At 42.7% G+C, this 23,809-nt stretch carries 30 protein-coding genes; 26 read left to right on the top strand and 4 right to left on the bottom strand.

Annotated elements, in window-relative coordinates; translation table 11 throughout:
- The first annotated feature begins 61 nt into the window (after nt 1–61).
- The 8 genes from DWY31_RS02880 to DWY31_RS02855 all read left to right on the top strand — a co-directional run bounded on the left by DWY31_RS02880 (nt 62) and on the right by DWY31_RS02855 (nt 5,369).
- Nucleotides 62–1,072, top strand: coding sequence for an aldo/keto reductase (locus DWY31_RS02880; RefSeq protein ID WP_186855820.1), 1,011 nt, complete (start codon nt 62–64; stop codon nt 1,070–1,072).
- Nucleotides 1,073–1,216: 144 nt separating this feature from the next.
- A complete protein-coding gene (gene trxA / locus DWY31_RS02875; RefSeq protein WP_117536793.1) occupies nt 1,217–1,522 on the top strand; it encodes a thioredoxin in 306 nt (101 codons plus the stop codon).
- A gap of 229 nt (nt 1,523–1,751) precedes the next feature.
- On the top strand, nt 1,752–2,240 hold the full coding sequence (locus DWY31_RS02870; RefSeq protein ID WP_226976594.1) for an oxidoreductase: 489 nt from the start codon (nt 1,752–1,754) through the stop codon (nt 2,238–2,240).
- Nucleotides 2,241–2,248: 8 nt separating this feature from the next.
- The gene (locus DWY31_RS14100) at nt 2,249–2,404 is read left to right on the top strand and encodes a hypothetical protein (protein WP_021860884.1); all 156 of its coding nucleotides are present in this window, start codon (nt 2,249–2,251) and stop codon (nt 2,402–2,404) included.
- Nucleotides 2,405–2,418: 14 nt separating this feature from the next.
- Nucleotides 2,419–2,574, top strand: a complete 156-nt coding sequence (locus DWY31_RS13875) for a hypothetical protein (protein WP_021860883.1) — start codon at nt 2,419–2,421, stop codon at nt 2,572–2,574.
- A 127-nt stretch (nt 2,575–2,701) separates the two neighbouring features.
- On the top strand, nt 2,702–3,211 hold the full coding sequence (locus DWY31_RS02865; protein WP_021860882.1) for a PH domain-containing protein: 510 nt from the start codon (nt 2,702–2,704) through the stop codon (nt 3,209–3,211).
- Nucleotides 3,186–4,739, top strand: a complete 1,554-nt coding sequence (locus DWY31_RS02860; protein WP_158549870.1) for a PH domain-containing protein — start codon at nt 3,186–3,188, stop codon at nt 4,737–4,739. The genes DWY31_RS02865 and DWY31_RS02860 overlap by 26 nt, the downstream gene beginning before the upstream one ends.
- A gap of 48 nt (nt 4,740–4,787) precedes the next feature.
- A complete protein-coding gene (locus DWY31_RS02855; RefSeq protein ID WP_021860880.1) occupies nt 4,788–5,369 on the top strand; it encodes a hypothetical protein in 582 nt (193 codons plus the stop codon).
- A 165-nt stretch (nt 5,370–5,534) separates the two neighbouring features.
- On the opposite strand, the gene DWY31_RS02850 is transcribed toward DWY31_RS02855, so the two are convergent.
- Together DWY31_RS02850 and dapB are read right to left on the bottom strand one after the other, a co-directional pair.
- The gene (locus DWY31_RS02850) at nt 5,535–5,852 is read right to left on the bottom strand and encodes a YbjQ family protein (RefSeq protein ID WP_021860879.1); all 318 of its coding nucleotides are present in this window, start codon (nt 5,850–5,852) and stop codon (nt 5,535–5,537) included.
- A gap of 137 nt (nt 5,853–5,989) precedes the next feature.
- Nucleotides 5,990–6,790 (bottom strand): 4-hydroxy-tetrahydrodipicolinate reductase, encoded by an 801-nt coding sequence (gene dapB / locus DWY31_RS02845; RefSeq protein ID WP_117536791.1) that lies wholly within the window; start codon nt 6,788–6,790, stop codon nt 5,990–5,992.
- A gap of 167 nt (nt 6,791–6,957) precedes the next feature.
- Here dapB and arcC point away from each other — a divergent pair, with 167 nt between their 5' ends.
- The 7 genes from arcC to DWY31_RS02810 all read left to right on the top strand — a co-directional run bounded on the left by arcC (nt 6,958) and on the right by DWY31_RS02810 (nt 10,923).
- Nucleotides 6,958–7,887, top strand: coding sequence for a carbamate kinase (gene arcC / locus DWY31_RS02840; protein WP_118519471.1), 930 nt, complete (start codon nt 6,958–6,960; stop codon nt 7,885–7,887).
- A 61-nt stretch (nt 7,888–7,948) separates the two neighbouring features.
- Complete coding sequence (locus tag DWY31_RS02835; protein WP_021860876.1) at nt 7,949–8,134, top strand: ferredoxin; 186 nt, start codon at nt 7,949–7,951, stop codon at nt 8,132–8,134.
- Nucleotides 8,135–8,303: 169 nt separating this feature from the next.
- A complete protein-coding gene (locus tag DWY31_RS02830) occupies nt 8,304–8,543 on the top strand; it encodes a PRC-barrel domain-containing protein (RefSeq protein WP_117537098.1) in 240 nt (79 codons plus the stop codon).
- A 79-nt stretch (nt 8,544–8,622) separates the two neighbouring features.
- Nucleotides 8,623–9,084 carry a transcriptional regulator NrdR gene (gene nrdR / locus DWY31_RS02825; RefSeq protein ID WP_021860874.1) on the top strand — a complete coding sequence of 154 codons (462 nt, stop codon included), beginning with the start codon at nt 8,623–8,625 and terminating at the stop codon, nt 9,082–9,084.
- Between the two features lie 68 nt (nt 9,085–9,152).
- Entirely contained in the window at nt 9,153–9,887 is a 735-nt protein-coding gene (gene truA, locus DWY31_RS02820) for a tRNA pseudouridine(38-40) synthase TruA (RefSeq protein WP_021860873.1), read from the top strand.
- A gap of 15 nt (nt 9,888–9,902) precedes the next feature.
- Nucleotides 9,903–10,658 (top strand): exodeoxyribonuclease III, encoded by a 756-nt coding sequence (locus DWY31_RS02815; RefSeq protein ID WP_117536790.1) that lies wholly within the window; start codon nt 9,903–9,905, stop codon nt 10,656–10,658.
- Between the two features lie 19 nt (nt 10,659–10,677).
- The gene (locus tag DWY31_RS02810) at nt 10,678–10,923 is read left to right on the top strand and encodes a TM1266 family iron-only hydrogenase system putative regulator (RefSeq protein ID WP_021860871.1); all 246 of its coding nucleotides are present in this window, start codon (nt 10,678–10,680) and stop codon (nt 10,921–10,923) included.
- Between the two features lie 70 nt (nt 10,924–10,993).
- Here the strand turns inward: DWY31_RS02810 and DWY31_RS02805 are convergent, their stop codons facing one another.
- Complete coding sequence (locus DWY31_RS02805; RefSeq protein WP_021860870.1) at nt 10,994–11,638, bottom strand: PduL/EutD family phosphate acyltransferase; 645 nt, start codon at nt 11,636–11,638, stop codon at nt 10,994–10,996.
- Between the two features lie 247 nt (nt 11,639–11,885).
- Between DWY31_RS02805 and glnA the strand changes: the two genes are divergently transcribed.
- The 6 genes from glnA to crcB all read left to right on the top strand — a co-directional run bounded on the left by glnA (nt 11,886) and on the right by crcB (nt 17,535).
- Nucleotides 11,886–13,217 carry a type I glutamate--ammonia ligase gene (gene glnA / locus DWY31_RS02800; protein WP_117536789.1) on the top strand — a complete coding sequence of 444 codons (1,332 nt, stop codon included), beginning with the start codon at nt 11,886–11,888 and terminating at the stop codon, nt 13,215–13,217.
- Between the two features lie 47 nt (nt 13,218–13,264).
- The gene (locus DWY31_RS02795; RefSeq protein WP_021860868.1) at nt 13,265–13,813 is read left to right on the top strand and encodes an ANTAR domain-containing response regulator; all 549 of its coding nucleotides are present in this window, start codon (nt 13,265–13,267) and stop codon (nt 13,811–13,813) included.
- A 14-nt stretch (nt 13,814–13,827) separates the two neighbouring features.
- Nucleotides 13,828–14,685, top strand: coding sequence for a diaminopimelate epimerase (gene dapF / locus DWY31_RS02790; RefSeq protein ID WP_117536788.1), 858 nt, complete (start codon nt 13,828–13,830; stop codon nt 14,683–14,685).
- A 66-nt stretch (nt 14,686–14,751) separates the two neighbouring features.
- Nucleotides 14,752–15,969 carry an LL-diaminopimelate aminotransferase gene (locus DWY31_RS02785; RefSeq protein WP_117536787.1) on the top strand — a complete coding sequence of 406 codons (1,218 nt, stop codon included), beginning with the start codon at nt 14,752–14,754 and terminating at the stop codon, nt 15,967–15,969.
- A gap of 6 nt (nt 15,970–15,975) precedes the next feature.
- Nucleotides 15,976–17,139, top strand: a complete 1,164-nt coding sequence (gene fliB, locus DWY31_RS02780; protein WP_117536786.1) for a flagellin lysine-N-methylase — start codon at nt 15,976–15,978, stop codon at nt 17,137–17,139.
- Between the two features lie 30 nt (nt 17,140–17,169).
- Nucleotides 17,170–17,535, top strand: a complete 366-nt coding sequence (gene crcB / locus DWY31_RS02775) for a fluoride efflux transporter CrcB (protein WP_117536785.1) — start codon at nt 17,170–17,172, stop codon at nt 17,533–17,535.
- On the opposite strand, the gene DWY31_RS02770 is transcribed toward crcB, so the two are convergent.
- Nucleotides 17,491–18,831 carry an MATE family efflux transporter gene (locus DWY31_RS02770; RefSeq protein WP_117536784.1) on the bottom strand — a complete coding sequence of 447 codons (1,341 nt, stop codon included), beginning with the start codon at nt 18,829–18,831 and terminating at the stop codon, nt 17,491–17,493. The two genes, crcB and DWY31_RS02770, sit on opposite strands and share 45 nt — an antisense overlap.
- A gap of 292 nt (nt 18,832–19,123) precedes the next feature.
- Here DWY31_RS02770 and DWY31_RS02765 point away from each other — a divergent pair, with 292 nt between their 5' ends.
- From DWY31_RS02765 to DWY31_RS02745, 5 genes are all read left to right on the top strand, one after another.
- Nucleotides 19,124–20,002 carry an N-acetylmuramoyl-L-alanine amidase family protein gene (locus tag DWY31_RS02765; protein ID WP_330411760.1) on the top strand — a complete coding sequence of 293 codons (879 nt, stop codon included), beginning with the start codon at nt 19,124–19,126 and terminating at the stop codon, nt 20,000–20,002.
- Nucleotides 20,003–20,114: 112 nt separating this feature from the next.
- Entirely contained in the window at nt 20,115–20,909 is a 795-nt protein-coding gene (locus DWY31_RS02760; protein WP_117536783.1) for an HAD family hydrolase, read from the top strand.
- 39 nt (nt 20,910–20,948) lie between these two features.
- Nucleotides 20,949–21,452 (top strand): transcription elongation factor GreA, encoded by a 504-nt coding sequence (gene greA / locus DWY31_RS02755; protein ID WP_117536782.1) that lies wholly within the window; start codon nt 20,949–20,951, stop codon nt 21,450–21,452.
- A 119-nt stretch (nt 21,453–21,571) separates the two neighbouring features.
- Nucleotides 21,572–23,041, top strand: a complete 1,470-nt coding sequence (locus DWY31_RS02750; RefSeq protein ID WP_117536781.1) for a sodium-dependent transporter — start codon at nt 21,572–21,574, stop codon at nt 23,039–23,041.
- Nucleotides 23,042–23,091: 50 nt separating this feature from the next.
- Nucleotides 23,092–23,772, top strand: coding sequence for a TIGR00266 family protein (locus DWY31_RS02745; protein WP_021860858.1), 681 nt, complete (start codon nt 23,092–23,094; stop codon nt 23,770–23,772).
- Nucleotides 23,773–23,809 lie beyond the last annotated feature (37 nt).

Here is a 23,809-nt window from a genome sequence, read left to right as displayed (position 1 = left end):
AGTGTTACACAATCAGAGAAAACAATATGCAAATCAGACAGTTGAAAGGAAGGACAGAAGAATGGCAGATATAGCAGATATTTATACAGCGGCAGCAGACCGCTATGAGAAGATGACATATAACCGTGTTGGGAGAAGCGGACTTAAGTTCCCGGCTGTGTCACTCGGATTGTGGCATAATTTCGGCTCAAAAGATAACTATGATAATATGAAAGCAATGTGCAGAACCGCATTTGACAATGGAATTACACAGTTTGATGTGGCAAATAATTATGGCCCGGTGTATGGAAGTGCCGAGAAGAGTCTTGGAAGGATTTTAAAAGACGATTTTATGCCATACCGGGACGAGCTGGTCATTGCAACGAAAGCAGGATATGATATGTGGGATGGTCCTTATGGGGACGGCGGCAGCAGAAAATATCTGATGGCAAGTCTCGATCAGAGTCTGAAGCGGTTAGGATTGGATTATGTAGATGTATTTTATCATCACAGAATGGATCCGAATACACCACTGGAAGAGACGATGGATGCTCTTACCGATATTGTGCGCAGTGGAAAAGCACTGTATGCAGGCGTATCAAATTATAACGAAGAATATACAAAACGGGCGGTAGAGTTGCTGCGTGAAAGACATTGTCCGTTTATCGTAAATCAGCGCCGCTATTCAATTTATGACCGGACGATTGAAGAGGATGGTGTAAAAGACTGTTGCAGGGAAAACGGTGTTGGAATTATTGCGTTCAGTCCACTGGCGCAGGGGTGTCTGACAGATAAATACTTGCATGGAATTCCAGAAGACAGCCGCGCAGCGAGAGATCCGCGATTTTTACACAAATCCGATATTACAGCGGAACTGGTAAAGAAAACAACAGCGTTGAATGAAATCGCAAAGCTTCGTGGACAGTCACTGGCGCAAATGGCGCTTGCGTGGATTTTAAAAGATGGAGACGTATGTTCCGTATTGATCGGAGCATCCAGACCGGAACAGATCCTGGATAATATTGCAGCATTGCAAAATATATCATTTACAAAAGAAGAACTGGATGCGATTGATCGGATCAGCAAAGCATAAAGATGATGCGGAGGAAAAGGAAAGAGCCATTAAAAGTTAAAAATATGTAACAAATGTTACAAAAATATTTTCAAAATATAGTATAATAATAACTGAAAAACAGAAAAACTAACTTTAAGAAGAATAAAAGAAAGGACGATAGATATGGCAGTGATTCATGTGACAAATGATACTTTTGAACAGGAAGTATTACAGGCAAAAGAACCGGTACTGGTTGATTTCTGGGCAACCTGGTGTGGACCGTGCCAGATGGTGGGACCGATCATAGAAGAGATTGCAGAGGAAAAAACAGATATCAAAGTGTGCAAGATTGATGTGGATGAGAACCCAGAGATTGCAAGACAGTACAAAGTATTTTCCATTCCGATGCTGTTTGTATTCAAGAATGGAGAAGTGGCAGCCAGAACCGTAGGCGCACAGTCAAAAGAAGCTATTTTAGAGATGCTTTAGAATAATAAAAAAAAGAGGCAGGAAATATGTAGTGGGTGATTCCTCAAAGGTGCATAATATTTCCTGTCTCTTATTTTATTTCATTCAAGAATTTTCCGGGTTTTGTATTTAAATAGTAGAGCTGTAATATTTTGCAAAAATGTGTTAAGAATTTGTCAGATATGAATATTGTTGGTTTTTTGCGCACTTTCTATACTAAAAACAGACTTTATACGAAAGGAGCAAAAAAATGAATCACACAATGTATGAACATGTATTGCAACCGATTCAGATCGGACCAATGAAGTTAAAAAACAGAGTATCTTTTACTCCGGTCTGGCCTAGTTTTGCGACGGGAGACGGACATGTAAATCGCGAATTAATGGAATGGGTAAGAGATATTGTAAAAGGGGGAGTTGCCTGTATTAATATTGGGTGCGGATGTGTAAATAGAAATATTCCGCCTTTAGTTACACATTTACTGCGAATGTCTGAAGAAACGGTGGTTAATGAGATGATGTCACTGACAGATCTTGCACATATGTATCAGGCAAAAATCGGGATAGAGTTGTTTGCAATTAATTTTTATGCAGGATCTTTTGAAAAGCGTGATAAAGGAAAGAATGTTGCGGTAGAGCTGGATCCTACAGATTTAACAAAAGAACAGATGAATATAGTGCGGATAGAAAATGCATCAAGATTTACAAAAGAACTTTTAGCAGCAATTCGAAAAAAATAGGAAATACAATGGCAATTGAATATCGAATCAATGCAAGTGATATGGTAGAAGGTTCACCGTCATTGGATGATGAGATTGCATTTGCCCGGGAAATTGAAGATAAAATTGATTTGCTGCATGTATCGAGAGGCCTGCATGCAATGCAGAATTTTGTAAAGAATTAGGAGATGCAGTTACAATGATTCAATTATTGCCGTACCATAATCTTGGAGTAATGAAATATCTTCGCATCAGTGATAAACCGGTGGCTGAGGCGACTCCGCCGAGTGAAGAATACATGCAGAAGTTGAAAGGTATTATGGAAGAGTATGGACTAAATGTTTCCATTCATTAAAAAAGAAGATTATAAAGGAGAAGATACCGTGGTGTGCTGTATATCAGTGCAGAACAGTATCTTCTTTTTTTGTAATGATGGTTTATTTGTGCTAGAATAGAAACGACTAGTTACAAGGAGAAAATCAATGAGAGAAGAGAAGATGAAATACGAACGGCTCAGTAAACGTGCGCTGGGGTGCATGTATGTGTCGACCGTGATCTTAAGTGTTATTCTGCTGGCAGCGATCATCTGCGTAAATGCATTCTGGCTCAGTCCAAAAGATATCCGGATTGGCGAGATAATATCCTTGGTGCTCGTTGTTCTGATCATTCTGAACTGTGTGATCAGCCCGTATTTCCGATACCGGAGATATGGTTATCACATAGATGAAGAATGTATAGATACGGTCGAAGGGTATCTTTTCATAGAGCGCAATATTGTTCCGATGGAACGGTTACATAAACTGCAGGTGGAGAGAGGCCCGGTTGCCAGAGCTTTCGGCGTGGCAAATGTAGTTGTGACAACAGCAGGTGGAGATGTAGAGATCAATCTTCTGGAAGATGAAAAAGCGGAACAGATCGCAGAGAATTTACAGAAGCGGATCAATCAGATCGCAGCGGAGGAAAAACATGGAAACGACAGAAACGAAATTTAGAAACCATATCTCCATTGTGATTGAACGATTTGGAACTATATTTATAGGAATCGTGATTGTACTTGCAGGATCGGCACTGGATGACCTGAAAGAAATTGTAAAGCATATGGATAATCTGAAAGAATATCTGGCAGATGAGTTTGCGGGAGCCAGTCTGTTTCTTGTATTGTTCCTGATTGCTTTATTCTGGCAGCTCCGCCGTTGGGCGAAAACTTATATTTCTATCCAGGGGCAGGCAATCGTGATTGAGAAAAATACATGGAACCGCAAGGTGCAGACGATCGGCATCAAGCATATTTCCAATGTCAATCTCTCACAGAATATTCTGGAAATGATGCTTGGCACATGCACTGTGAAACTGGATACAGACAGTTTCTCAACGGCAGATGATACAGACGTAAAACTAGTGCTGAAAAAAGAAAAAGCAGAGTGGTTCCGTCAGACGGTTTTTGCGATTATGGAGTCGGAAGGTAACCGTTCCGGGGCAGAAGTTTATGCGCAGGATGCGAATCATCAGACAGAAAGTGGCGCGTACAAAGAAACTGCCGGGATAACAGATGAGGAAAACGGTAAAAACATCACAGAGACAACGGTGACAGCAAATGTAAATGATATGATCTGGCATGGAGTGTTTGCGATTAATTTATTTGCTGTTTTGCTTGCAGTTGGAGGAATCGGAGGCTCCGTATCAAAATTGCTTTCTGGCATACAGGAAGGAATTTCAGGACAAAATATTCTGGAAATAATATCAGGTTGGGCGGTAGCATTTTTTATCGGCGCAACAGCAGTCTGGGATACGGTGAAGGATTTTATTAAGTATTATCAGTATCAGGTTACACGAAAAAGTGATAAGATCTATATTTCTTACGGACTTTTAAAGAAAGTAAGCTATGTAATTCCGGTAAAGCGGATTCATGGTGTAACGGTGAGACAGACATGGATTGCAAGGATTTTTAAGAGATACCGGGTGGAACTTATCAATGTCGGAATGGGAGATGACGATGAAGAAAAGGACGCCTTTTTCCTTTTGTATCAGAGTCATGCAGACGTGATTGAAAAAATGCAGAAACTTCTGCCGGAATTTGCAGAAGCAATGAAACTTCCGCTGCAGAGACAGAAGAAGTCGGTTATCTTTCTTAAGGCAATCCCGGCAGTGATCTGGGCAGTTGCATTATTTGTGGCAGATCGGTTTGCGAAAGAAATCATAGGATCCCATTTTCTGTGGATTAATCTGGCGTGTGTCTGTGGATGGCTGGTTGTATTGGTGATGCTTGCGGGCGGCTATGTTACGGATGCATTTGCCTGTGATAAGAAGAGTCTGGCCGTATCAAGCGGTGTATTTGGTCGAGAAACCACATACATGCATTATCCGCAGATCCAGTATTTTTCATTTAATCAGAATATAGTGGCAAAGAAACTGCGTGTTGTGAAGGGAAATGCATATCTTCTTGCGTCGGCATCGGATTCCAGACATGATCTTCCGTATATGCCAGAAGAGGCTGTGGAAGAATTGAAAGAATATTTTTGAAAAAGATGGTCTTGTAACATAAATAACTGCGAAAGATGAGGGGAAAGTATGATAGAGACAGGTGTTGTAAATGGAAGATTCCAGGTATTGCATTTAAAGCATATGGAATATATTCTGGCGGCAAAGATGCGGTGCCGGAAACTGTATATCGGGCTTACGAATCCGGACGGGAGAATGACCGGCGATTCGGTAAATGATCAGAACCGATCCACAAAAGCGGCAAATCCGCTGACGTATTTTGAACGTTATGAGATGATAAAAGGTGCCATGCAGGAATTTAAAGTCCCTGAGCAGGAATATGATATTCTGCCGTTTCCGATTAATTTTCCGGAATATATTGCAAATTATATGCCGGAAGATGCGACGTATTTTATGGGACTCAGTGATGCGTGGGATGAAGAAAAATATAAGATCCTGCGAAGCTTGAAGCTGGATGTAGAAGTTCTCTGGCGAAGAGAAGAAAAAGACCGCGGAGTCAGTGCTTCATGGGTGCGAAGCTGTATTGCCATGGATGAAGAATGGGCGCATCTTGTCCCGAAGAGCGTGTATAAGTATCTGACGGAAACACATCTCGTGGACAGGATCAAGCATCTGGAGAAAATCCGGATCGAAGAGAAAATGGTGCTGTAAAAATAGCAGAAAAAAGTATTAAAAAATAGAAACAATATTGGTAGATAGTGAAAAAGCATTAATAGTTAAAAAACGCCTGCCATTTGCAATATATTTCACTGGCACCGAACATTCAGACCATTTGTGGATATATCAATATAACAGGATGGCAGGCGCTTTTTGCAACTACTCTTCTACGAATTTTACTGCAGTTCCGTAAGCCATGATTTCAGCAGCACCCTGTACGACAGTACTGGATGCATAGCGGATATTAATGACGGCGTCGGCACCGCATTTTTCGGCTTCTTCGCTCATGCGCTTTGTGGCGATGGCACGGGCTTCATTCATCATTTCTGTATAAGAAGTAAGTTCACCGCCTACAAGTGTCTTAAAGCTGTTTACAAGGTCTTTTCCAAAATGTACAGACTGGATCATATTTCCTTTTACAAGTCCGATCATTTCAAATTTCTTTCCGGTTATATAATCTGTGTTTACTAATATCATAAATAAAATCCTTTCTGATTAATGTTAAGATGTTAGGGGAAAATCCTGACATCTTGTTAATTAAATTGTCAAAGTAGTTACGGATGACCTATGGCAGTCGTTATTACAGATAAACCGCCAGACTGACCCGAGCCGGACTAGCTCAGATGCAGGACATCCTTAATGGTATAATATCCAGGACCTTTATTAGCAAGATACGCTGCGCAGTCGCAGGCGCCTCTTGCGAAACATTCCCAGTTGTAGCAGTGGTGAGTGATTTCCAGACGTTCTCCCATGCCACCAAAGAATACAGTGTGGCTACTTGGAATATTGCCGGCGCGCAGAGAATGATAACCGATTGTTCCAGGTTCTCGCGGAGAAACTCCTTCCCTGCCGTATACAGCGATATCGGATAATTCTTTGCCAAGTGCATGTGCCATGGTCTCACCCATTTCTTTGGAAGTACCGCTCGGTGCATCTTTCTTCCACTGATCATGCATCTCAAGAATCTCAATGTCCAGTTCTTCCCCAACTGTCTTTGTGATAAATTCCAGAACTTTATTCATGACATTGACGAGTTTGGAAGTGTTGGCTGCATAGAGCATTGGAATAGAAGAAGCAGCATCTTCAAAACGTTTCATCTCTTCGTCGGAGAAACCGGTAGAACCGCAGACCAGACCTTTTTTATGTCTGATGGCAAGATCCAGAACTTCCATAGCCATCTCTTTAGTAGAAAAATCGATGATCACATCGCATTTGTCAATAACGGATTCGAGATCATCTACAACCGGAACGTGCAGTTCTTTTCCGACCATTGCGACAGTTCCGAGATCTGTTCCGATGTAATCGCGCCCTTTTGGACCGATACCGGCAACCAGTTCCATGTCATCACGGGAGGCTGCAACCTGTGTGATCAATTTGCCCATTTTCCCTCTTGGGGCTGTTACGATAACTTTCATAAATGTAAACTCCTTTCGTATACGTTTTCAACACGTACCGGGAAATCCCTTTTAATAATTTCAGTTTACCACAAAAGACGAGCAGGAGTTGCATTTTTTTCAGAAAGAGGCTATAATTCTTTTTATAATCTTGAGAGGAAATTTACAGAAAATAAGAGGTATAGAGCATGAAGAAAAGAGTAGTCGTTGCGCTGGGACATCGTGCCCTTGGTACGACCTTGCCGGAGCAGCAGGAAGCAGTTAAGAAAACATCAAAAGTAATCGCGGATCTGATCGAGGACGGATATCAGGTTGCCATTACACACAGCAACGCACCGCAGGTAGGTATGATCCATACAGCGATGAACGAATTTGGAAAAGTACACGAGAACTATACAGCGGCGCCAATGTCTGTATGTTCTGCCATGAGCCAGGGCTATATCGGATATGACCTTCAGAATGCGATTCGCGAGGAACTTTTAAACAGAGGCATTTACAGAACAGTCAGCACGATCCTGACACAGGTAGTTGTGGATCCATATGATGAAGCATTCTATACACCGACCAAGATCCTTGGACGTTATATGAATGTGGAAGAAGCAAATGAGGAGCGTAAGAAGGGTAATTATGTAGTAGAGGAACCAGGCAAAGGGTTCCGCCGCATCGTGTCTGCACCGAATCCGGTACGCATTGTAGAGATTGATGCGATCAAGGCTCTTCTGGATGCAGATCAGATTGTTATTGCGTGCGGTGGTGGTGGTATTCCGGTTCTGGAACAGGATAACCATTTGAAAGGTGCAAGCGCTGTCATTGAGAAGGATCTGACTGCCGGAAAGATGGCAGAGGATACACAGGCAGACGAGCTGATCATTCTGACGAGTGTAGATCAGGTGAAAATTAATCTCGGACGTGACAATGAAGAAGCACTGGGCGAGATTTCCGTAGAAAATGCGAAGAAATATATGGAAGAGGGACATTTCGGAGAGTATAATATGCTTCCGAAGTTAAGTGCTTCTGTTTCTTTCATTGAAAAAGGAGAAGCAAGAAGCGCACTCATTACTTCTTTTGATAAGCTTGGCGAAGCTTTAAAAGGAAAGACAGGAACTAAGATTTCTTAAGAAATTCGTTTAAAATGTCTGCAATCTGGTTATACTACCGGAAAAATGAAGGAGGTAACCGATGAAGGCAAGAGTGATGGATGGCTGCATTTCCTGCGGTGCATGTGTGACAACGTGCCCGGAAGTATTCTCGTTTGATGAAGATGGACTTGCGGAAGCATGTGGAGAAGTTGCATCGGAATATGAAGAAGCAGCAAAAGAAGCAAGAGATGACTGTCCGGTATCTGTGATTGATATTGTGGAGTAATAAAATGCGAAGATAAACTGGGGTATGGTGAAGAACTGTACTCCTGTTTTTGTTTATCGGGAAAGAACTTTCCTTATATATAAAAACGCTCCACCAGATGTGCACCTGTACGAATAAGCAGCGTGCTGCATATAATAAATATAAGAATAATACGAGTGGAAGTGTCAGTGTGCGTTTCAGTGAATTTCAGGAAAAAGAAGTGATCAATGCGTGTGACTGTTGCAAACTTGGATATGTAGAAGATCTGGTCATAGATGAGAAAAAAGGAAAAATTGAAGCAATCATTATACCAAAAGGGCGGGGGATCTGTAATTTTTTCTGTGAGGATGGAGAATACATCATTCCATTTGCCTGTATTAAACGGATTGGACCGGATATTATTCTGATTGAAATGCATGAAGAAAAGTAAAATGTTTCTTTTGATGTTTGACTTCTCTAAGAGCAACCGATATACTAAAAGATAGAATGTATGAAAGGAATTTAGTGTGATGAAATGTCCATATTGTGGTAATTCAGATACAAGAGTTATAGATTCAAGACCGGCGGAAGAAGGCAATTCTATCCGCAGACGCAGATCCTGTGATGCATGCGGGAAACGTTTCACGACTTATGAAAAGATAGAGACGATTCCGCTGATCATTATTAAAAAGGATGATAACAGAGAACAGTATGACCGAGGCAAGATTGAAAGAGGAATTTTAAGAGCTTGTTATAAACGTCCGGTATCGGCGGCAAGGATCCAGAAGACAGTGGAAGCTGTGGAGACACAGGTGTTCAGTCTGGAAGAGAAAGAGATTGCAAGCAGTACGATCGGTGAGATCGTTATGGATGCGCTGAAAGATCTGGACGAAGTTGCATATGTAAGATTCGCATCTGTATATAGGGAGTTTAAGGATGTGAATACATTTATGGATGAATTGAAGAAGATTCTGGATGGACAGGAACAATAAAGTTTTACAATATTCTGTACAGGATATAATATAGTGAGATGAGTACAAATAGACAGGGTGATTAGACTATGAGAACATATAAATTAACGATTTCCTATGATGGAAGCAGGTATCAGGGATGGCAGCGGCAGGCGACGACAGACAATACGATCCAGTTTGTACTGGAATGGAGCATTGGCAAATTAGTCGGATACCGCGTGCGTGTAGACGGTTCGGGGAGAACAGACGCCGGAGTACATGCAAGAGGTCAGGTGGCAAGTGTGAAGCTTTCCAAATTGTATGATCCACAGGAGATGAAGGATTCGTTGAACCGTTATCTCCCGGAGGATATCCGTATCGTGAAGGTGGAACTGGTGCGAAATGGATTTCATGCCAGAAAAAGTGCCAAAGGCAAGAAATATGAATATTATATTGACTGCAGAGAAAAACCGGATGTATTTTCCAGAAGATACTGCTATCATTATCCGGAAAAATTAGATATAGAAGCGATGCGTGAGGCCGTGCCATATCTGCTGGGACCGAAGAACTTTACAAGTTTTACGGATGATAAGGATTGCAAAGATCCGATCCGCAAGATCACCAATATCAAGATTGTAAGTTCCGGTGAGAAGGTGCGTATCACTTTCTATGGAACTGGATTCTTATATCATATGGCACGTATCTTGACAGGTACTTTGCTGGAAATCGGTACCGGCAAGCGTGAGGCATCGATGCTTCCGGTTGTGATTGCGGCAGAAGACAGAAGCCTTGCCGGATTTCTCGCGCCAGCCAGAGGTCTGTTTTTAAGAAAAGTGTATTATTAGAAGGAAAACGAACAGATGAAATGTATATCATGGAATGTAAATGGAATTCGTGCCTGCGTAAAGAAAGGATTTCTTGATTTCTTCAAAGAAGCGGATGCAGATATTTTCTGTATTCAGGAAACGAAGATGCAGGAAGGACAATTAGATCTGGAGCTGGATGGATACGAACAGTACTGGAATTATGCCGTGAAGAAAGGTTATTCCGGAACGGCGGTATTTACAAAAGAAAGGCCCCTTGCTGTTACTTATGGCATGGCAATTGAAGAACACGATCAGGAAGGCCGTGTAATCACACTGGAGTATGAGGATTTTTATTTTGTGACAGTGTATACGCCGAATTCACAGAGCGAACTGGCAAGACTGGATTACAGAATGACATGGGAAGATGATTTTCTCGCTTATCTGAAAGGGCTGGAAGAGAAGAAACCAGTGGTTTTCTGTGGGGATCTGAATGTTGCACACAAAGAGATCGACTTGAAGAATCCGAAGACGAACCGTAAGAATGCCGGATTTACAGATGAAGAACGTGGAAAATTCACAGACCTTCTTGCAGCAGGATTTACAGATACATTCCGTTATCTGTATCCGGATGTGGAAGGAATTTATTCTTGGTGGTCTTACCGTTTCAGCGCAAGGGCAAAGAATGCAGGATGGAGAATTGACTATTTTTGTGTATCGGACTGCCTGAAGGATAAGATTGAAGATGCGAAGATCCTGACCGACGTTATGGGATCGGATCATTGCCCAATCGAACTGGACATTGCATTATAGTGAAGAGAGGAAGAGACGGATGGATAGTCGTGTATCTGTAATCAGCATTATTATAAAAGATGAAGAGGCAGCAGTAACGGTGAATGAACTGCTTCACGAATTTAGAAATTATATTGTCGGAAGAATGGGCATTCCGTACCGGCAGAGAGAAGTGTCGATCATCAGTGTGGTGCTGGACGCGCCGGGAGATGTGACAAGCTCTCTTTCCGGAAAACTTGGAATGTTAAAAGGAGTCAGTGCAAAGACACTGACTGCAAAGTTGTAAACACGACGATTTGAAAATTAGAAATATTTAGAATGCAGTGATGGAATAATAAAAAGAGCGGAATCACCGGCTACAGCCGGTTGATTCCGCTTTGTAATTCGTCTGCCCATTTCTGAAGATTGTATGTACGTCCGCCAAATAATTTTAAGATGACACCGGTTGGGTGTTCATGTCCGGCAAATGCATTTGCTTCGTCTGTATCGACGTGCATGGCGAGTGCAAAGTCCGGGTGTACACGGACAACAACATCAGCAAAGATCAGAGAGCGTTCAAAACTCTCCATAATGACGAACACTTCATCTTTGTCTTTGACATTTAACTGGACTGCCTGCACTGGAGTCATGTGGATATGGCGCTTTGCAACAATCACACCGTGATCGAGTTCAATCTCACCGGCAGGACCGAGCAGCGTGCAGCCGGGTGTGCCCTTCGTATCGCCGGATTGACGGATGATGCCCGGAATGCCGAGCTTTCGTGAATCAGTCATGGAAATCTCCACCTGTGTCTCATTACGGAAAGGTCCAAGCAGAGCAACATTTTCAAATGTTCCTTTCGGACCTTTGATCGTAACGCGTTCTTCACAGGCATACTGACCAGGCTGGCTCAGATCTACCCGGTGGGTGATCGTTTTCCCTTTCCCAAATAAGTGTTCAAAATCTTCCTGGCACATATGGATGTGTCTTGCGCTTGTTTCGATTGGTATTGCAAGTCCCATAGTATCTGAGCCTCCTTCTATTATCTGCATTAATTTTTATTCATAGCCATTTTCTGAAAACCTTATTAGAAATATTGTAACAGAGTGCGTTCGGTTTTTCAATCAAAAGTATCAACAACGACATTTTTCGTTGACAAAGAGGGCTTTTTTTTCTATAATTTTTAACGAGGTAAAGCAATGGCGTTTTCATCTAAGGCATGAGAACGCCCATTTTTACATACAGCAGTAAATGCAGGAGGTGCATATAATGAATAATTATACGCGTGAAGATATTTTACAGATGGTAGAAGAAGAGGATGTGGGATTCATCCGGCTGCAGTTTACCGATATTTTCGGAACATTGAAAAATGTAGCGATCACTACCAGCCAGTTGGAGAAAGCGCTGAATAACCAGTGCATGTTTGACGGCTCTTCCATTGAAGGCTTTGCAAGGGTGGAAGATTCGGATATGTATCTTTATCCGGATCTGAATACATTTGAGATTTTTCCGTGGAGGCCACAGCAGGGTAAAGTTGCAAGACTGATCTGCGAGGTGCATAAAGCAGACGGAACACCATTTGAGAGCGATCCGAGATATGTACTGAAGAAAGTGATCGAAGAGGCAAAAGAGATGGGATATCAGTTTAACGTCGGGCCGGAATGTGAATTTTTCTTATTCCATATGGATGATGACAGTGTACCGACAACGATTTCCCATGAGCGAGCCACATATTTTGACCTTGGACCATTAGATTTCGGCGAAAATGCGAGACGTGACATGGTATTGACAATGGAGGATATGGGATTTGTCATCGAGGCATCTCACCACGAGATGTCGCCGGCACAGCATGAGATTGATTTCCAATATGACGAGGCGTTGTCTGCGGCAGACAATATCATGACATTCAAACTGGTTGTCAAGACGATTGCCAAGAGACACGGTCTGCATGCATCCTTTATGCCAAAACCGAAGTACGGAGAGAATGGTTCCGGCATGCATACGAACATGTCATTAAGCCGGGATGGTGTGAATGTATTTTCAGACAGTTCAGATGAGAAAGGGCTGAGTAAAGAAGCTTATTATTTCATCGGTGGAATTATGAAACATATCAAAGCGCTGACCTTTATTACGAATCCGATCGTGAATTCATATAAGCGTCTTGTGCCGGGATTTGAAGCACCGGTATATATTGCATGGTCAGCCAAGAACAGAACGCCATTGATCCGGATCCCGACGGCGCCGGAGGGTGAGGAGAGAATCGAGCTTCGCAGTCCTGATCCGTCAGCCAATCCATATCTGGCATTTGCAGTATGCCTTGCCGCTGGACTGGACGGAATCCGCAACAAGATCATGCCGCCAAAAAGCATTGACTGCAATATTTTTGAGATGACGGAAGAAGAGCGGGCGGCAGCTGGTGCAGAACTTCTGCCGAGAACGCTTCTGGAAGCAGCACAGGCATTTGAAGAGGACACTTATATTAAAAATGTGCTTGGCGATGATCTGACGGAAAAATATATCAAAGTGAAGACGGAAGAGTACATGAATTATCGTAATCAGGTGACAGACTGGGAAATCGCAAAGTACCTGCATGTCATTTAGGCACCCTTAGTAAGAATAAAAATGAGACGACTAAAGGAGGTGTCAGCATGATAGGTATTATTGTAGTATTTCCAAAGAAGGAAAATGCAATTAATATCCGGAATCTGCTGGTGCGAAATGGAGTAAATGTTACCGGAGTGGCGACAACGGGGGCACAGGCAATGCATTATGCGGATACTGTGGATGAAGGAATTGTCGTGTGTGGTTACAAATTAAAAGATATGATGTATACGGATCTCAGAGAATATCTTCCGGAAAATTTTGATATGCTGCTTGTCGCGTCGCAGGATAAATGGAGTGACGGACTGGTGCGGGGCGTGATGGGATTGTCGATGCCGATTAAAGTGTATGATCTGATGAATACGATCGAGATGATGCTGACCGATATTGACAGGCGCAGACGGAAACGCAAGAAGCAGTTAAAAAACCGTGATCCGAAGCAGCAAGAGACAGTTAGAAAGGCAAAAGAACTGCTGATGGCACGTAACAATATGACGGAAGAAGAGGCACATAGATATTTGCAGAAAAGCAGTATGGACAGTGGAACAAACATGGTAGAGACAGCAGAGATGGTATTGAGCATTATGTCAGAGTAGAGGAGATATAGAAGATGGAATTTACAAAAATGCAGGGGTTGGGCAATGATTATGTCTATGTAAACTGCTTGAGAGAAACAATTAAGAATCCGGCGGAAGTATCGAAGTTTGTCAGTGACAGACATTTTGGAATCGGTTCGGACGGGTTGATTATGATCTGTCCGTCCAAGGTGGCAGATTTTGAAATGCAGATGTATAATGCAGATGGTTCCAGAGGTGAAATGTGCGGAAATGGCATCCGCTGTGTTGCTAAATATGTATATGATTACGGTCTTACCGATAAGACGAGCATTTCCGTGGAGACACTTGGTGGGATCAAATATCTGGATCTGACTGTGGAAGATGGCAAAGTAAACCTTGTGAAAGTTGATATGGGAAGTCCGCGCCTTGCGCCATCCCAGATTCCGATTGTGCCGGAGAATCCGGAAGATACAAGAATCATTGATGCCCCGCTTGAAGTAGAGGGAAAGACATATTATATGACAGGAGTTTCCATGGGCAATCCGCATACAGTGGTTTATGTAGACGATGTAAAAGGATTGGATCTTGTGAAAATAGGTCCGTCTTTTGAAAATCATAAACGGTTCCCGGAGCGTATCAATACAGAATTTGCACATGTACTGGACCGTAAAACGGTAGAGATGCGTGTGTGGGAGCGTGGTTCCGGTGAAACACTTGCCTGTGGAACAGGTGCTTGCGCTGTTGCAGTAGCCAGCATTTTAAACGGGTTGACAGAGAATCGGGTAACCGTAAAACTACTGGGAGGCGATCTGCTCATTGAATGGGATAAAGAAGCAGATAAAGTCTATATGACCGGACCTGCAAAGGTTGTATTTGACGGAGAGATCGATCTTACAGATATTGATGTATAATGCGTCACACATTGAATTCCAGAAACAATAAAACAATCAGTAAAGTCATAAACAGGAGGAAGAAAGATGTTTAAAGTAAATGAAGATTATTTAAAACTGCCGGGAAGCTATTTATTTTCCACAATTGGAAAGAAAGTACGTGCTTATCAGGAAGAGAATCCGGACAAGAGCATTATCCGTCTTGGAATCGGTGATGTTACACAGCCACTGGCACCGGCAATCATTGACAGCCTGCACAGTGCAGTAGACGAGATGGCACATGCGGAGACATTCCACGGGTATGCACCGGATCTGGGATATGAATTTTTGAGAAGTGCAATGGCAAAGAACGATTATCAGGATAAAGGATGTGATATCAAAGCAGACGAGATCTTCATTTCTGACGGAGCAAAATGTGACTCTGGTAACATTCAGGAAATCTTTGCCAAAGACAATAAGATCGCCGTATGTGATCCGGTATATCCGGTTTATGTAGATACAAACGTTATGGCAGGACGTACAGGAACTTACGATGCGAAGACAGAGACATGGAGCGATGTCATTTACATGCCATGTACAAAAGAGACGAATTTTGCACCGGAACTGCCGAAAGAAACACCGGATATTATTTATCTGTGTTTCCCGAATAACCCGACAGGATCTACCATTACAAAAGCACAGTTACAGGAATGGGTAGATTATGCCAATAAAGTCGGAGCAGTCATTATCTATGATGCGGCTTATGAAGCATATATTTCTGAGGATGATGTACCGCACAGCATTTATGAGTGCGAAGGTGCAAGAACCTGCGCGATCGAGCTTAGAAGTTTCTCAAAGAATGCAGGATTTACAGGTGTCAGACTTGGCGCAACGGTGATTCCAAAAGATCTGAAATCCGGAGATGTAATGTTGCATTCTCTTTGGGCAAGAAGACATGGAACGAAGTACAACGGAGCACCGTATATCGTACAGAGGGCCGGAGAAGCTGTATATTCTGAGGCTGGTAAAGCACAGTTAAAAGAGCAGATTGCCTACTACATGAAGAATGCAAAAACGATTAAAGAAGGCCTCAGAGATGCCGGATATAACGTATCCGGTGGCGTAAATGCACCGTATATCTGGCTGGAAGTTCCAAAGGGAATGACATCCTGGGATTTCTTTGATCATCTGTTAAAGGATGCCGGTGTTGTAGGAACTCCGGGATCAGGATTCGGACCAAGCGGAGAAGGATATTTCCGTCTGACAGCATTTGGCTCTTATGAAAATACAGTGGCAGCCATTGAAAGAATTAAGAAGATGGGCTAATTTATTATGTTATATACAATACCGGATTATTACCGGCAGTTTCACTGCGTTGCCGGAGCCTGTGAAGATACATGCTGCGCAGGATGGCAGATCGTAGCGGATAAGTCGGCGCTCAGGCAATATAAAAAAGTAACAGGAGAATACCGAAAGGAGATTCGTGCCGGTGTGGACTGGAAAGAAGGCGCTTTCCGGCAGGATGAGGAGAAAAGGTGTTATTTCCTGAATGAGGATAATCTCTGCAATATGTACACAGCACTTGGTGAAAAGGCATTGTGTAAGACGTGTAAGCGTTATCCAAGGCATATTGAAGAATTTGAGGGTGTCAGGGAAATGACGCTCTCTGTGTCATGCCCGGAAGTGGCAAAAATCCTGCTACAAAGAAAAGAACCGGTGCAGTTTCTGATTCATGAAGATGAGAAAGAAGAGTGCTGGGATGATGCATTTGATCCATTTTTATATTCCCTTCTGGCAGATGCAAGAACAATGATGATACGGATCCTGCAGAACCGTGAACTGTCATTAAATCTGCGCACCGGACTTGTGCTTGCAATCGCCCATGACCTGCAGATCCGGATTCAGAAGCAGGAAATATTTGACGGAGAAATGGTACTGGAAAAATACCGGACAGAAAAAGCAATGGATTATATAAAAGGACAGATCGCTAAGCTTTATACAGAAGAAGAGAAGCATAGGTTCTATGAATTTATGACAGAAACTTTCCGGGATCAGTACCGGTTAGAGAGACTTCGAGATAACTGGGAACCACATCTTTTGGAAGCAGAACAGTGGCTGTATGGAAAAGGTGAGGCTCACTACTATGAGCTTAGGAATGCGTTTGAAGGATGGATGGCAGAGAAGATGCCGGAATTTGAGATACAGAAAGAACAGCTTCTTGTGTATTTCTTAAGTACTTATCTGTGTGGTGCGGTTTATGATGGACATGCATATTCCAAGGCGCAGATGGCGGTTGTAAGTGTACTGCTTATGCAGGAAATTCTGATGGCGCAGTGGATAAAGAATGAAAAAGAGTTGTATTTTGAAGATCTTGTTGATACGGTATACCGCTTTTCAAGAGAACTGGAACATTCCGATCCGAATCTCAACCTGATGGAGCGTTTGATGAGTGAAAGACCGGTGCCGTGGTTTGCAAAGAAAGCTGCAGAAGAATAGAGTATAAATAAAGTTAGGAAGATAAGTAAATTGATAAATTGTTTATTTGTAGGTTTAGGTGGATTTATCGGAGCAGTCTGCCGTTATCTGATCGGTCTGCTTCCGGTTCAAAGTGAGAGCGGATTTCCATATAAGACGTTTTTGATTAATGTGGCAGGAGCTTTCCTGATCGGCTGCATTGCAACTTGTGCAGGAAAGCATCCGTCAGTGAATCCTCAGCTTGTGTTATTTCTGAAAGTTGGAATCTGCGGAGGATTTACGACATTTTCTACGTTTGCTTTTGAAACAACGGATCTGTTTCAGAGCGGACACACAGTGACAGCACTTGTATATGCCGTGCTGAGTGTAGTATCAGGCGTTCTGGCTGTGTTTGCCTCCCAGCTTCTGCTTCACTAGGAAGAAGAGACCGAGGAAAGATACAAGCAGTTCGGAGATCGGAAATGACATCCAGACACCGGTCATACCGAGAATATTTGCAAGTAATATAGATAACGGAACGATAATGAGCAGTCCGCGAGCCAGGGAAATGACCTGCGCCGGGACTGCTTTTTCAATGGATGTAAAGTAAAAGGAAAGCACGATATTGAATCCGGCAAACAGGATGCCGGCAAAATAAATGCGAAGTCCTTTTACGGCGATCTGCTGCAGAAGCGGGTTCTGTTCACTGTTAAATGCAGTGGTGATACCATCTGCGCCAAATAAAATTCCTGCATAAATAGTAACAGAAAGTGCCGCCATCAGAAAGAGTCCGTAGCGTCTGTATTGTAATGCATGCTGCCGTTCGCCGCGTCCATAGGCATGACTGATAAGTGGCTGGGTTCCCTGTCCGATACCAGTGAAAATGGCGATGACAACGAGAATGAGATTCGCAATCACACCATAGGCTGCAACAGCCGTATTTCCTTCAAGGCGCAGCATTAACATATTAAATACGATCATAACAACACCGGATGAAACTTCGGTTACGAGGGAAGAAAAACCAAGTGCAAGTGTCGAACCTGTAAGTGAAGCGGACAGTCCGGTACGGACAAAATGAAATTGATTTTTCCTGCGGATACGGTAAATGGACTGGATGAGCATACCGAAGAGTGGAGAACATCCGGTTGCAAGTACCGCTCCGAAGATTCCCATATGAAGCAGAAAAATAAAAATATAATCAAACAGGATGTTGGCAAGGCTGCCACCGACCATTGCATACATGGCGAGATGTGGAGCACCGTCATTGCGGACGAATGCCAGAAATACTTCATTAAATATAAATGCCGGAGCAAAGAGAAGAATGATACGCAGGTAGGTATACGTCATATCAAAGACTTCTGCATTGGCTCCAAGGATTCTTGCCAGGGGAGCAGCAAAAACAAGTCCCACACAGAAGAAAAATGTGGAAAATAAAGTGGCAAGAAGAATTGTATGTGTAAAAAATTTATTTGCATGGGCTGTCTTTCCCTGACTTTTGCTTACCGTATAGCGTGTTGCTCCGCCAAGACCGAGCATGAGTGCGCAGCCGTGGAGAAAATTATAGGCAGGAACTGCAAGGTTCAAAGCAGTCAGACCATCAGCGCCGACACCATTTGCGATAAAGAAAGTGTCAGCCAGTATATAGAGTGAAATTCCGAACATGCCAAGCACATTCAGACTGGCATAGCGGATAAACTGTCCGAAGATAGTAGGTGAAGTTTTAGTTACCTGCATAGTAATGTCCTTTCTGGTTAAATTACGGAAGTATGTATATCGTTCATTTTTGTGAATGTTTATAATGCTTATATTATATGTGTATATGTTCCTGCGGATTGCTCGTATTCTATACGTTTACAATCCACAAGAGTATAACAGAACAAAAATCTGTTGTCCAGAAGATTACACGGAGAAGAACTTGTAAATGAAACAACAGTAAATTATAATGATATCAGAGTTAAAAGATCTGAACCCATGTGAGCTTATATATAAGCGGGACAGGATCTCCCGGAAAGTGAGGAGTCAGCTTATGAAAATGAGAAAATGGATAATATCTGTACTGGCAGTGCTTCTCGTAATTGCGCTGGCAGGATGCGCGATAAAAGAAGAAAAAGCGAAACCAAAAAAAGCGCCAGAACCACTGGTGATCAATACAAAAGATAAGAAAAAAGATTACAGTGACAAAGAAGCAAAAGCCGCAGAAGCTGCAAAGAAAGCAAAAGAGGAACAGGCGAAGAAGGAACGTGCAAAGAAAAAGCAGGAAAAAAAGCGCCAGATGAATGGTAAACTTGTAGTGATCGATGCAGGGCATCAGGCGCGTGGCAACAATGAACAGGAGCCGGTGGGACCGGGAGCATCTCAGACAAAAGCTAAAGTTGCATCGGGAACAAGTGGTGTTTCCACAGGAAAACCAGAGTATCAGTTAACTTTAGAAGTTTCAAAGAAACTAAAAAATATACTGGAAGTGCGTGGGTATAATGTGAAGATGGTGCGCACAACGAATGATGTAAATATTTCCAATGCGGAGCGTGCAGAGGTGGCGAACAATGCGAATGCAGATGCATTTATCCGTGTTCATGCAAACGGAGCAGAGAACAGCAGTGCGAATGGAATGATGACGATCTGTCAGACGGCATCTAATCAATATAATGGCAGCCTGTATAAGCAGAGCAAGGCATTGTCAGAGGCAATTCTGGACGGTGCAGTGAAAACAACCGGAGCAAAGAGAGAACGAGTATGGGAGACAGATTCCATGAGCGGTGTGAACTGGGCAAAAGTGCCTGTGACGATTGTTGAGATTGGATATATGACGAATCCGGCGGAAGATCAGAAGATGTCTCAGGCAGACTATCAGAAGAAGATTGCATCCGGGATTGCAGATGGGGTGGATCATTATTTCGGAAAATAACTGCAGAGATAAATTTGCAAAATCTCTGTAAGATGGGTATAATGGGAAAGATTGTGAATACAGTCATTACTGAGTAAAAATAAGGGAAGAACAGGCAGGAGGAAGCGGAAAAATGGGAGCATTATTTTTCGATATAGATGATACGCTCTTAAGTGGTGTTACGAAGAAAGTTCCGGAGAGTGCACTGGAGGGAATCCGGAAAGTCAAAGAGAATGGGCATAAAGTACTGATTAATACAGGGCGGACGATATGCAGCGTTCCGCCGATTATTAAAAAGCTTGATGTAGATGGATTTTTATGTGGATGCGGAACCTATCTGATTTATAGGAATGAGGTGCTTTTTGAGAGCCATATATCTATTGAAGAAGGAAATCGTTATATAGATCTGATGAAAAAGTATCACATTGAAGGATTTCTGGAAGGAACGGATGACATGTATTTCTCAGAACGGGTAAGTCAGTGTGAACCCGTGGAAAGTACACGGAGATATATGGCGTCCATGGGGCTTGGCAGAGAGACAAGCATGGAGAAGAAGAATTTTGAATACGATAAATTATTGATCCATATTAATAAGAAAGATCCGAACTGCAGATATCAGGAATTTTTTGCATCGATTGAAGATGGCATAGATATCATTGATCGATTAAATGGGATGTATGAACTGGTGCAGAAAGGATATTCCAAAGCAACAGCGATTGAATTTATGAGACAGCATCTGGGACTTACGAAGGACGAGGTGTATGTGTTCGGCGACAGCAGCAACGATCAGTCTATGTTTGAATATGCAAAACATTCCATTGCAATGAAGAAGCACGATCCGGTGTTAGATCCATATACAGAGTATGTGACAGATACCGTTGAAAATGATGGTGTATACAAAGCAATGCAGCATTATGGTCTGATCTAAAGAAATAAAGAAGCAGATAGTAGAAAGAAGGTTGAAAACGTGGGTGAGCGTTTGACAGAAAGTGATGTATCCAAGATCAAAGAAGAGATTGAATACCGCAAACTGGTTGTGCGTAAGAAAGAACTGGAAGCGGTAAAAGAGGCAAGAGCACAGGGCGATCTGAGTGAGAATTTTGAATACAAGGCAGCAAAGCAGGACAAGAACCGGAATGAAAGTCGTATCCGTTATCTGGAACGTATGCTCAAACATGCGCAGATTGTTTCTGATGAGTCGAAAGCGGATGAAGTTGGCATTAATAATACAGTAGAAGTATATTTTGAAGAGGATGATGAGACAGAGACTTACCGGCTTGTGACAAGTGTGCGTGGCAATTCGCTGCAGGGACTGATCAGTATTGAATCACCACTTGGAAAAGCGATTCAGGGACATAAAGTTGGTGACCGTGTGTTTGTAAATACGAACGGTAATGCCGGTTATTATGTCAAGATCCAGAAGATTGAGAATACAACAGATGATTCGCAGGATTCGCTGAGAAAATATTAATATAAGCCATTTAACATGATGTTGGGGTTAAAAGATGCTATACGAATTGTTCCGTACTTCGTAGTTTTAGGCTTTTGATCCTGGCACCTTAACATATAAAGGAAAAGAGAGGGCAAAATATGAAACGAGAAAAATTCGGATCGCGTCTGGGATTCATTCTTGTATCTGCAGGATGTGCGATCGGTATTGGCAATGTATGGAAGTTTCCATACTTGTGTGGACAGATGGGAGGAGCAGCATTTATTCTGATTTATCTGGTATTCCTGTTGATCATGGGAGTGCCGGTTATGATCTGCGAGTTCGCCATCGGCCGCGGCAGTCATTTCAGTGTCGCCGCAGCATTTGAAAAACTGGAGCCGGAAGGAACAAGATGGCATATTTCCAAATGGATCGGCATTCTGGGAAGCTATCTGTTGATGATGTTTTATACGAGTGTAGGCGGATGGATGATGTATTACTGCTTCCGCAGCATACGTGGTGATTTTGTCGGAAACAGTGCAGAGGAAGTCGGTGCAAAATTCACAAAGATGCTTGCTGATGCGCCCAATATGGCATTCTGGACGATACTGATCTGTGTGATCGGATTTGCAATCTGCTGGTTTGGTATTCAGAATGGAATTGAAAAAGTATCAAAAGTTATGATGTCGGTATTGATGGTACTGATGATCATTCTTGCAGTACATTCTGTTTTCTTAAAAGGAGCCGGAGCCGGAATCCGTTTTTATCTGATTCCGGATTTCCGGAAAATGGCAGAAATTGGAATTGGAAATGTTATTTTCGGGGCGATGAGTCAGGCGTTCTTTACATTATCAATTGGTATTGGTGCTATGATGATTTTCGGAAGTTATCTGGAACGTAACCGGAGCCTTGCAGGAGAAGCACTCAGCATTACAGGACTGGATACATTCGTTGCACTGATGGCAGGATTCATTATTATCCCTGCATGTTTTGCATTTGGCATTGAACCGGGTGCAGGTCCGAGTCTGATATTTATTACCATTCCGAATATTTTTTCGCAGATGCTGGGTGGACAGGTATGGGGAGCGTTATTCTTCCTGTTTTTGACGTTTGCAGCATTTACAACGCTGGTAGCAGTATTTGAAAATATTATTTCTTTTGATATGGATCTGTTCCACTGGTCCAGAAAGAAAAGCGTAATTGTCAGTGCAATTTTGATTATTATACTGAGTATGCCATGTGTTCTTGGCTTCAATATTCTTTCTGGTATCCAGCCGCTAGGCGAAGGAAGTACAATTATGGATCTGGAAGATTTTATTGTTTCCAATAACTTCCTGCCACTTGGAAGTCTTGGCTATCTTCTCTTCTGTACGAGAGAGAATGGATGGGGCTGGGAGAAATTCCTGGAAGAAGCGAATACCGGAGAAGGAATCGGCTTCCCGAAGGGATTAAAAGGCTATGTAGGCTACGTGATTCCACTTCTTATCATCATTATTTATCTGAAAGGATATTATGATAAATTCAGCCCGCTTGGTACAACAACACTTGTAATCTGGATGGCAGTAGCTGTTCTGCTTCTTGGATTCGTGCTTTACTGTGCAGGTGGGAAAAAGAAAGAAAAGAATAAATAGAAATTAAAAGGTTTCTAATGAAATAATTTTACATAAAAGGAGGGCAACATATGAAATACCAGATTGTAGGCGATACCTTGCCGGCAGTTATCTGTCAGTTAGAACCTGGCGAGAAGATGATCACGGAAGGCGGCGGAATGTCCTGGATGTCTCCGAATATGCTTATGGAGACAACGTCGAATGGCGGTATTGGGAGTATGATAGGAAGAATGTTTTCCGGCGAGAAGGCATTTCAGAATGTTTATACCGCACAGGGAGGAGAAGGAATGATCGCATTTGCATCCTGCTTCCCGGGATCGATTCGTGCATTTGAAATCGCACCGGGACAGGAAATGATTTTACAGAAAAGTGCATTTTTGGCAGGCGAAGTCGGTATTGAAATGTCGGTATTCTTCAACAAAAAACTGGGAACCGGCTTTTTCGGTGGTGAAGGCTTTATCATGCAGAGGATCAGCGGACAGGGAACCGTATTTGCAGAATTTGACGGACATGTCGTGGAGTATGAACTTGCACCGGGACAGCAGATTGTTGTAGATACCGGCCATCTGGCTGCAATGACAGCAAGCTGCCAGATGGACATTCGAAGTGTGCCGGGCGTTAAGAATATGCTGTTTGGAGGCGAGGGCATATTTAATACAATTATTACCGGACCGGGACGTGTATGGTTACAGACTATGCCGATTAGTAATGTGGCAGGTGTATTGAGACCGTATATGCCGAGCGGAGATTAAAGTGAATGAAGAAACTTTTCTGTTACGGGGGACGGGG

The organism is Dorea sp. AF24-7LB, from assembly GCF_003478575.1.
In the GTDB taxonomy this organism is placed as follows: domain Bacteria; phylum Bacillota; class Clostridia; order Lachnospirales; family Lachnospiraceae; genus Dorea_D; species Dorea_D hominis.
Note: the sequence above shows the minus strand (reverse complement) of the source record. Positions and strands in the feature narration are given on the sequence as shown.

What these genes read in the sequence shown, in the direction of transcription:
- DWY31_RS02860 (WP_158549870.1), top strand. Translation starts at nt 3,186, where the DNA reads ATGGAAACGACAGAAACGAAATTTAGAAACCATATCTCCATTGTGATT.
- trxA (WP_117536793.1), top strand. Translation starts at nt 1,217, where the DNA reads ATGGCAGTGATTCATGTGACAAATGATACTTTTGAACAGGAAGTATTA.
- DWY31_RS13875 (WP_021860883.1), top strand. Translation starts at nt 2,419, where the DNA reads ATGATTCAATTATTGCCGTACCATAATCTTGGAGTAATGAAATATCTT.
- glnA (WP_117536789.1), top strand. Translation starts at nt 11,886, where the DNA reads ATGAATAATTATACGCGTGAAGATATTTTACAGATGGTAGAAGAAGAG.
- DWY31_RS02855 (WP_021860880.1), top strand. Translation starts at nt 4,788, where the DNA reads ATGATAGAGACAGGTGTTGTAAATGGAAGATTCCAGGTATTGCATTTA.
- DWY31_RS02785 (WP_117536787.1), top strand. Translation starts at nt 14,752, where the DNA reads ATGTTTAAAGTAAATGAAGATTATTTAAAACTGCCGGGAAGCTATTTA.
- DWY31_RS02795 (WP_021860868.1), top strand. Translation starts at nt 13,265, where the DNA reads ATGATAGGTATTATTGTAGTATTTCCAAAGAAGGAAAATGCAATTAAT.
- DWY31_RS02880 (WP_186855820.1), top strand. Translation starts at nt 62, where the DNA reads ATGGCAGATATAGCAGATATTTATACAGCGGCAGCAGACCGCTATGAG.
- DWY31_RS02765 (WP_330411760.1), top strand. Translation starts at nt 19,124, where the DNA reads ATGAAAATGAGAAAATGGATAATATCTGTACTGGCAGTGCTTCTCGTA.
- dapF (WP_117536788.1), top strand. Translation starts at nt 13,828, where the DNA reads ATGGAATTTACAAAAATGCAGGGGTTGGGCAATGATTATGTCTATGTA.
- DWY31_RS02745 (WP_021860858.1), top strand. Translation starts at nt 23,092, where the DNA reads ATGAAATACCAGATTGTAGGCGATACCTTGCCGGCAGTTATCTGTCAG.
- DWY31_RS02865 (WP_021860882.1), top strand. Translation starts at nt 2,702, where the DNA reads ATGAGAGAAGAGAAGATGAAATACGAACGGCTCAGTAAACGTGCGCTG.
- DWY31_RS02835 (WP_021860876.1), top strand. Translation starts at nt 7,949, where the DNA reads ATGAAGGCAAGAGTGATGGATGGCTGCATTTCCTGCGGTGCATGTGTG.
- DWY31_RS02770 (WP_117536784.1), bottom strand. Translation starts at nt 18,831, where the DNA reads ATGCAGGTAACTAAAACTTCACCTACTATCTTCGGACAGTTTATCCGC.
- DWY31_RS14100 (WP_021860884.1), top strand. Translation starts at nt 2,249, where the DNA reads ATGGCAATTGAATATCGAATCAATGCAAGTGATATGGTAGAAGGTTCA.
- DWY31_RS02760 (WP_117536783.1), top strand. Translation starts at nt 20,115, where the DNA reads ATGGGAGCATTATTTTTCGATATAGATGATACGCTCTTAAGTGGTGTT.
- DWY31_RS02850 (WP_021860879.1), bottom strand. Translation starts at nt 5,852, where the DNA reads ATGATATTAGTAAACACAGATTATATAACCGGAAAGAAATTTGAAATG.
- dapB (WP_117536791.1), bottom strand. Translation starts at nt 6,790, where the DNA reads ATGAAAGTTATCGTAACAGCCCCAAGAGGGAAAATGGGCAAATTGATC.
- DWY31_RS02805 (WP_021860870.1), bottom strand. Translation starts at nt 11,638, where the DNA reads ATGGGACTTGCAATACCAATCGAAACAAGCGCAAGACACATCCATATG.
- arcC (WP_118519471.1), top strand. Translation starts at nt 6,958, where the DNA reads ATGAAGAAAAGAGTAGTCGTTGCGCTGGGACATCGTGCCCTTGGTACG.
- nrdR (WP_021860874.1), top strand. Translation starts at nt 8,623, where the DNA reads ATGAAATGTCCATATTGTGGTAATTCAGATACAAGAGTTATAGATTCA.
- DWY31_RS02815 (WP_117536790.1), top strand. Translation starts at nt 9,903, where the DNA reads ATGAAATGTATATCATGGAATGTAAATGGAATTCGTGCCTGCGTAAAG.
- fliB (WP_117536786.1), top strand. Translation starts at nt 15,976, where the DNA reads ATGTTATATACAATACCGGATTATTACCGGCAGTTTCACTGCGTTGCC.
- DWY31_RS02810 (WP_021860871.1), top strand. Translation starts at nt 10,678, where the DNA reads ATGGATAGTCGTGTATCTGTAATCAGCATTATTATAAAAGATGAAGAG.
- DWY31_RS02870 (WP_226976594.1), top strand. Translation starts at nt 1,752, where the DNA reads ATGAATCACACAATGTATGAACATGTATTGCAACCGATTCAGATCGGA.
- DWY31_RS02750 (WP_117536781.1), top strand. Translation starts at nt 21,572, where the DNA reads ATGAAACGAGAAAAATTCGGATCGCGTCTGGGATTCATTCTTGTATCT.
- truA (WP_021860873.1), top strand. Translation starts at nt 9,153, where the DNA reads ATGAGAACATATAAATTAACGATTTCCTATGATGGAAGCAGGTATCAG.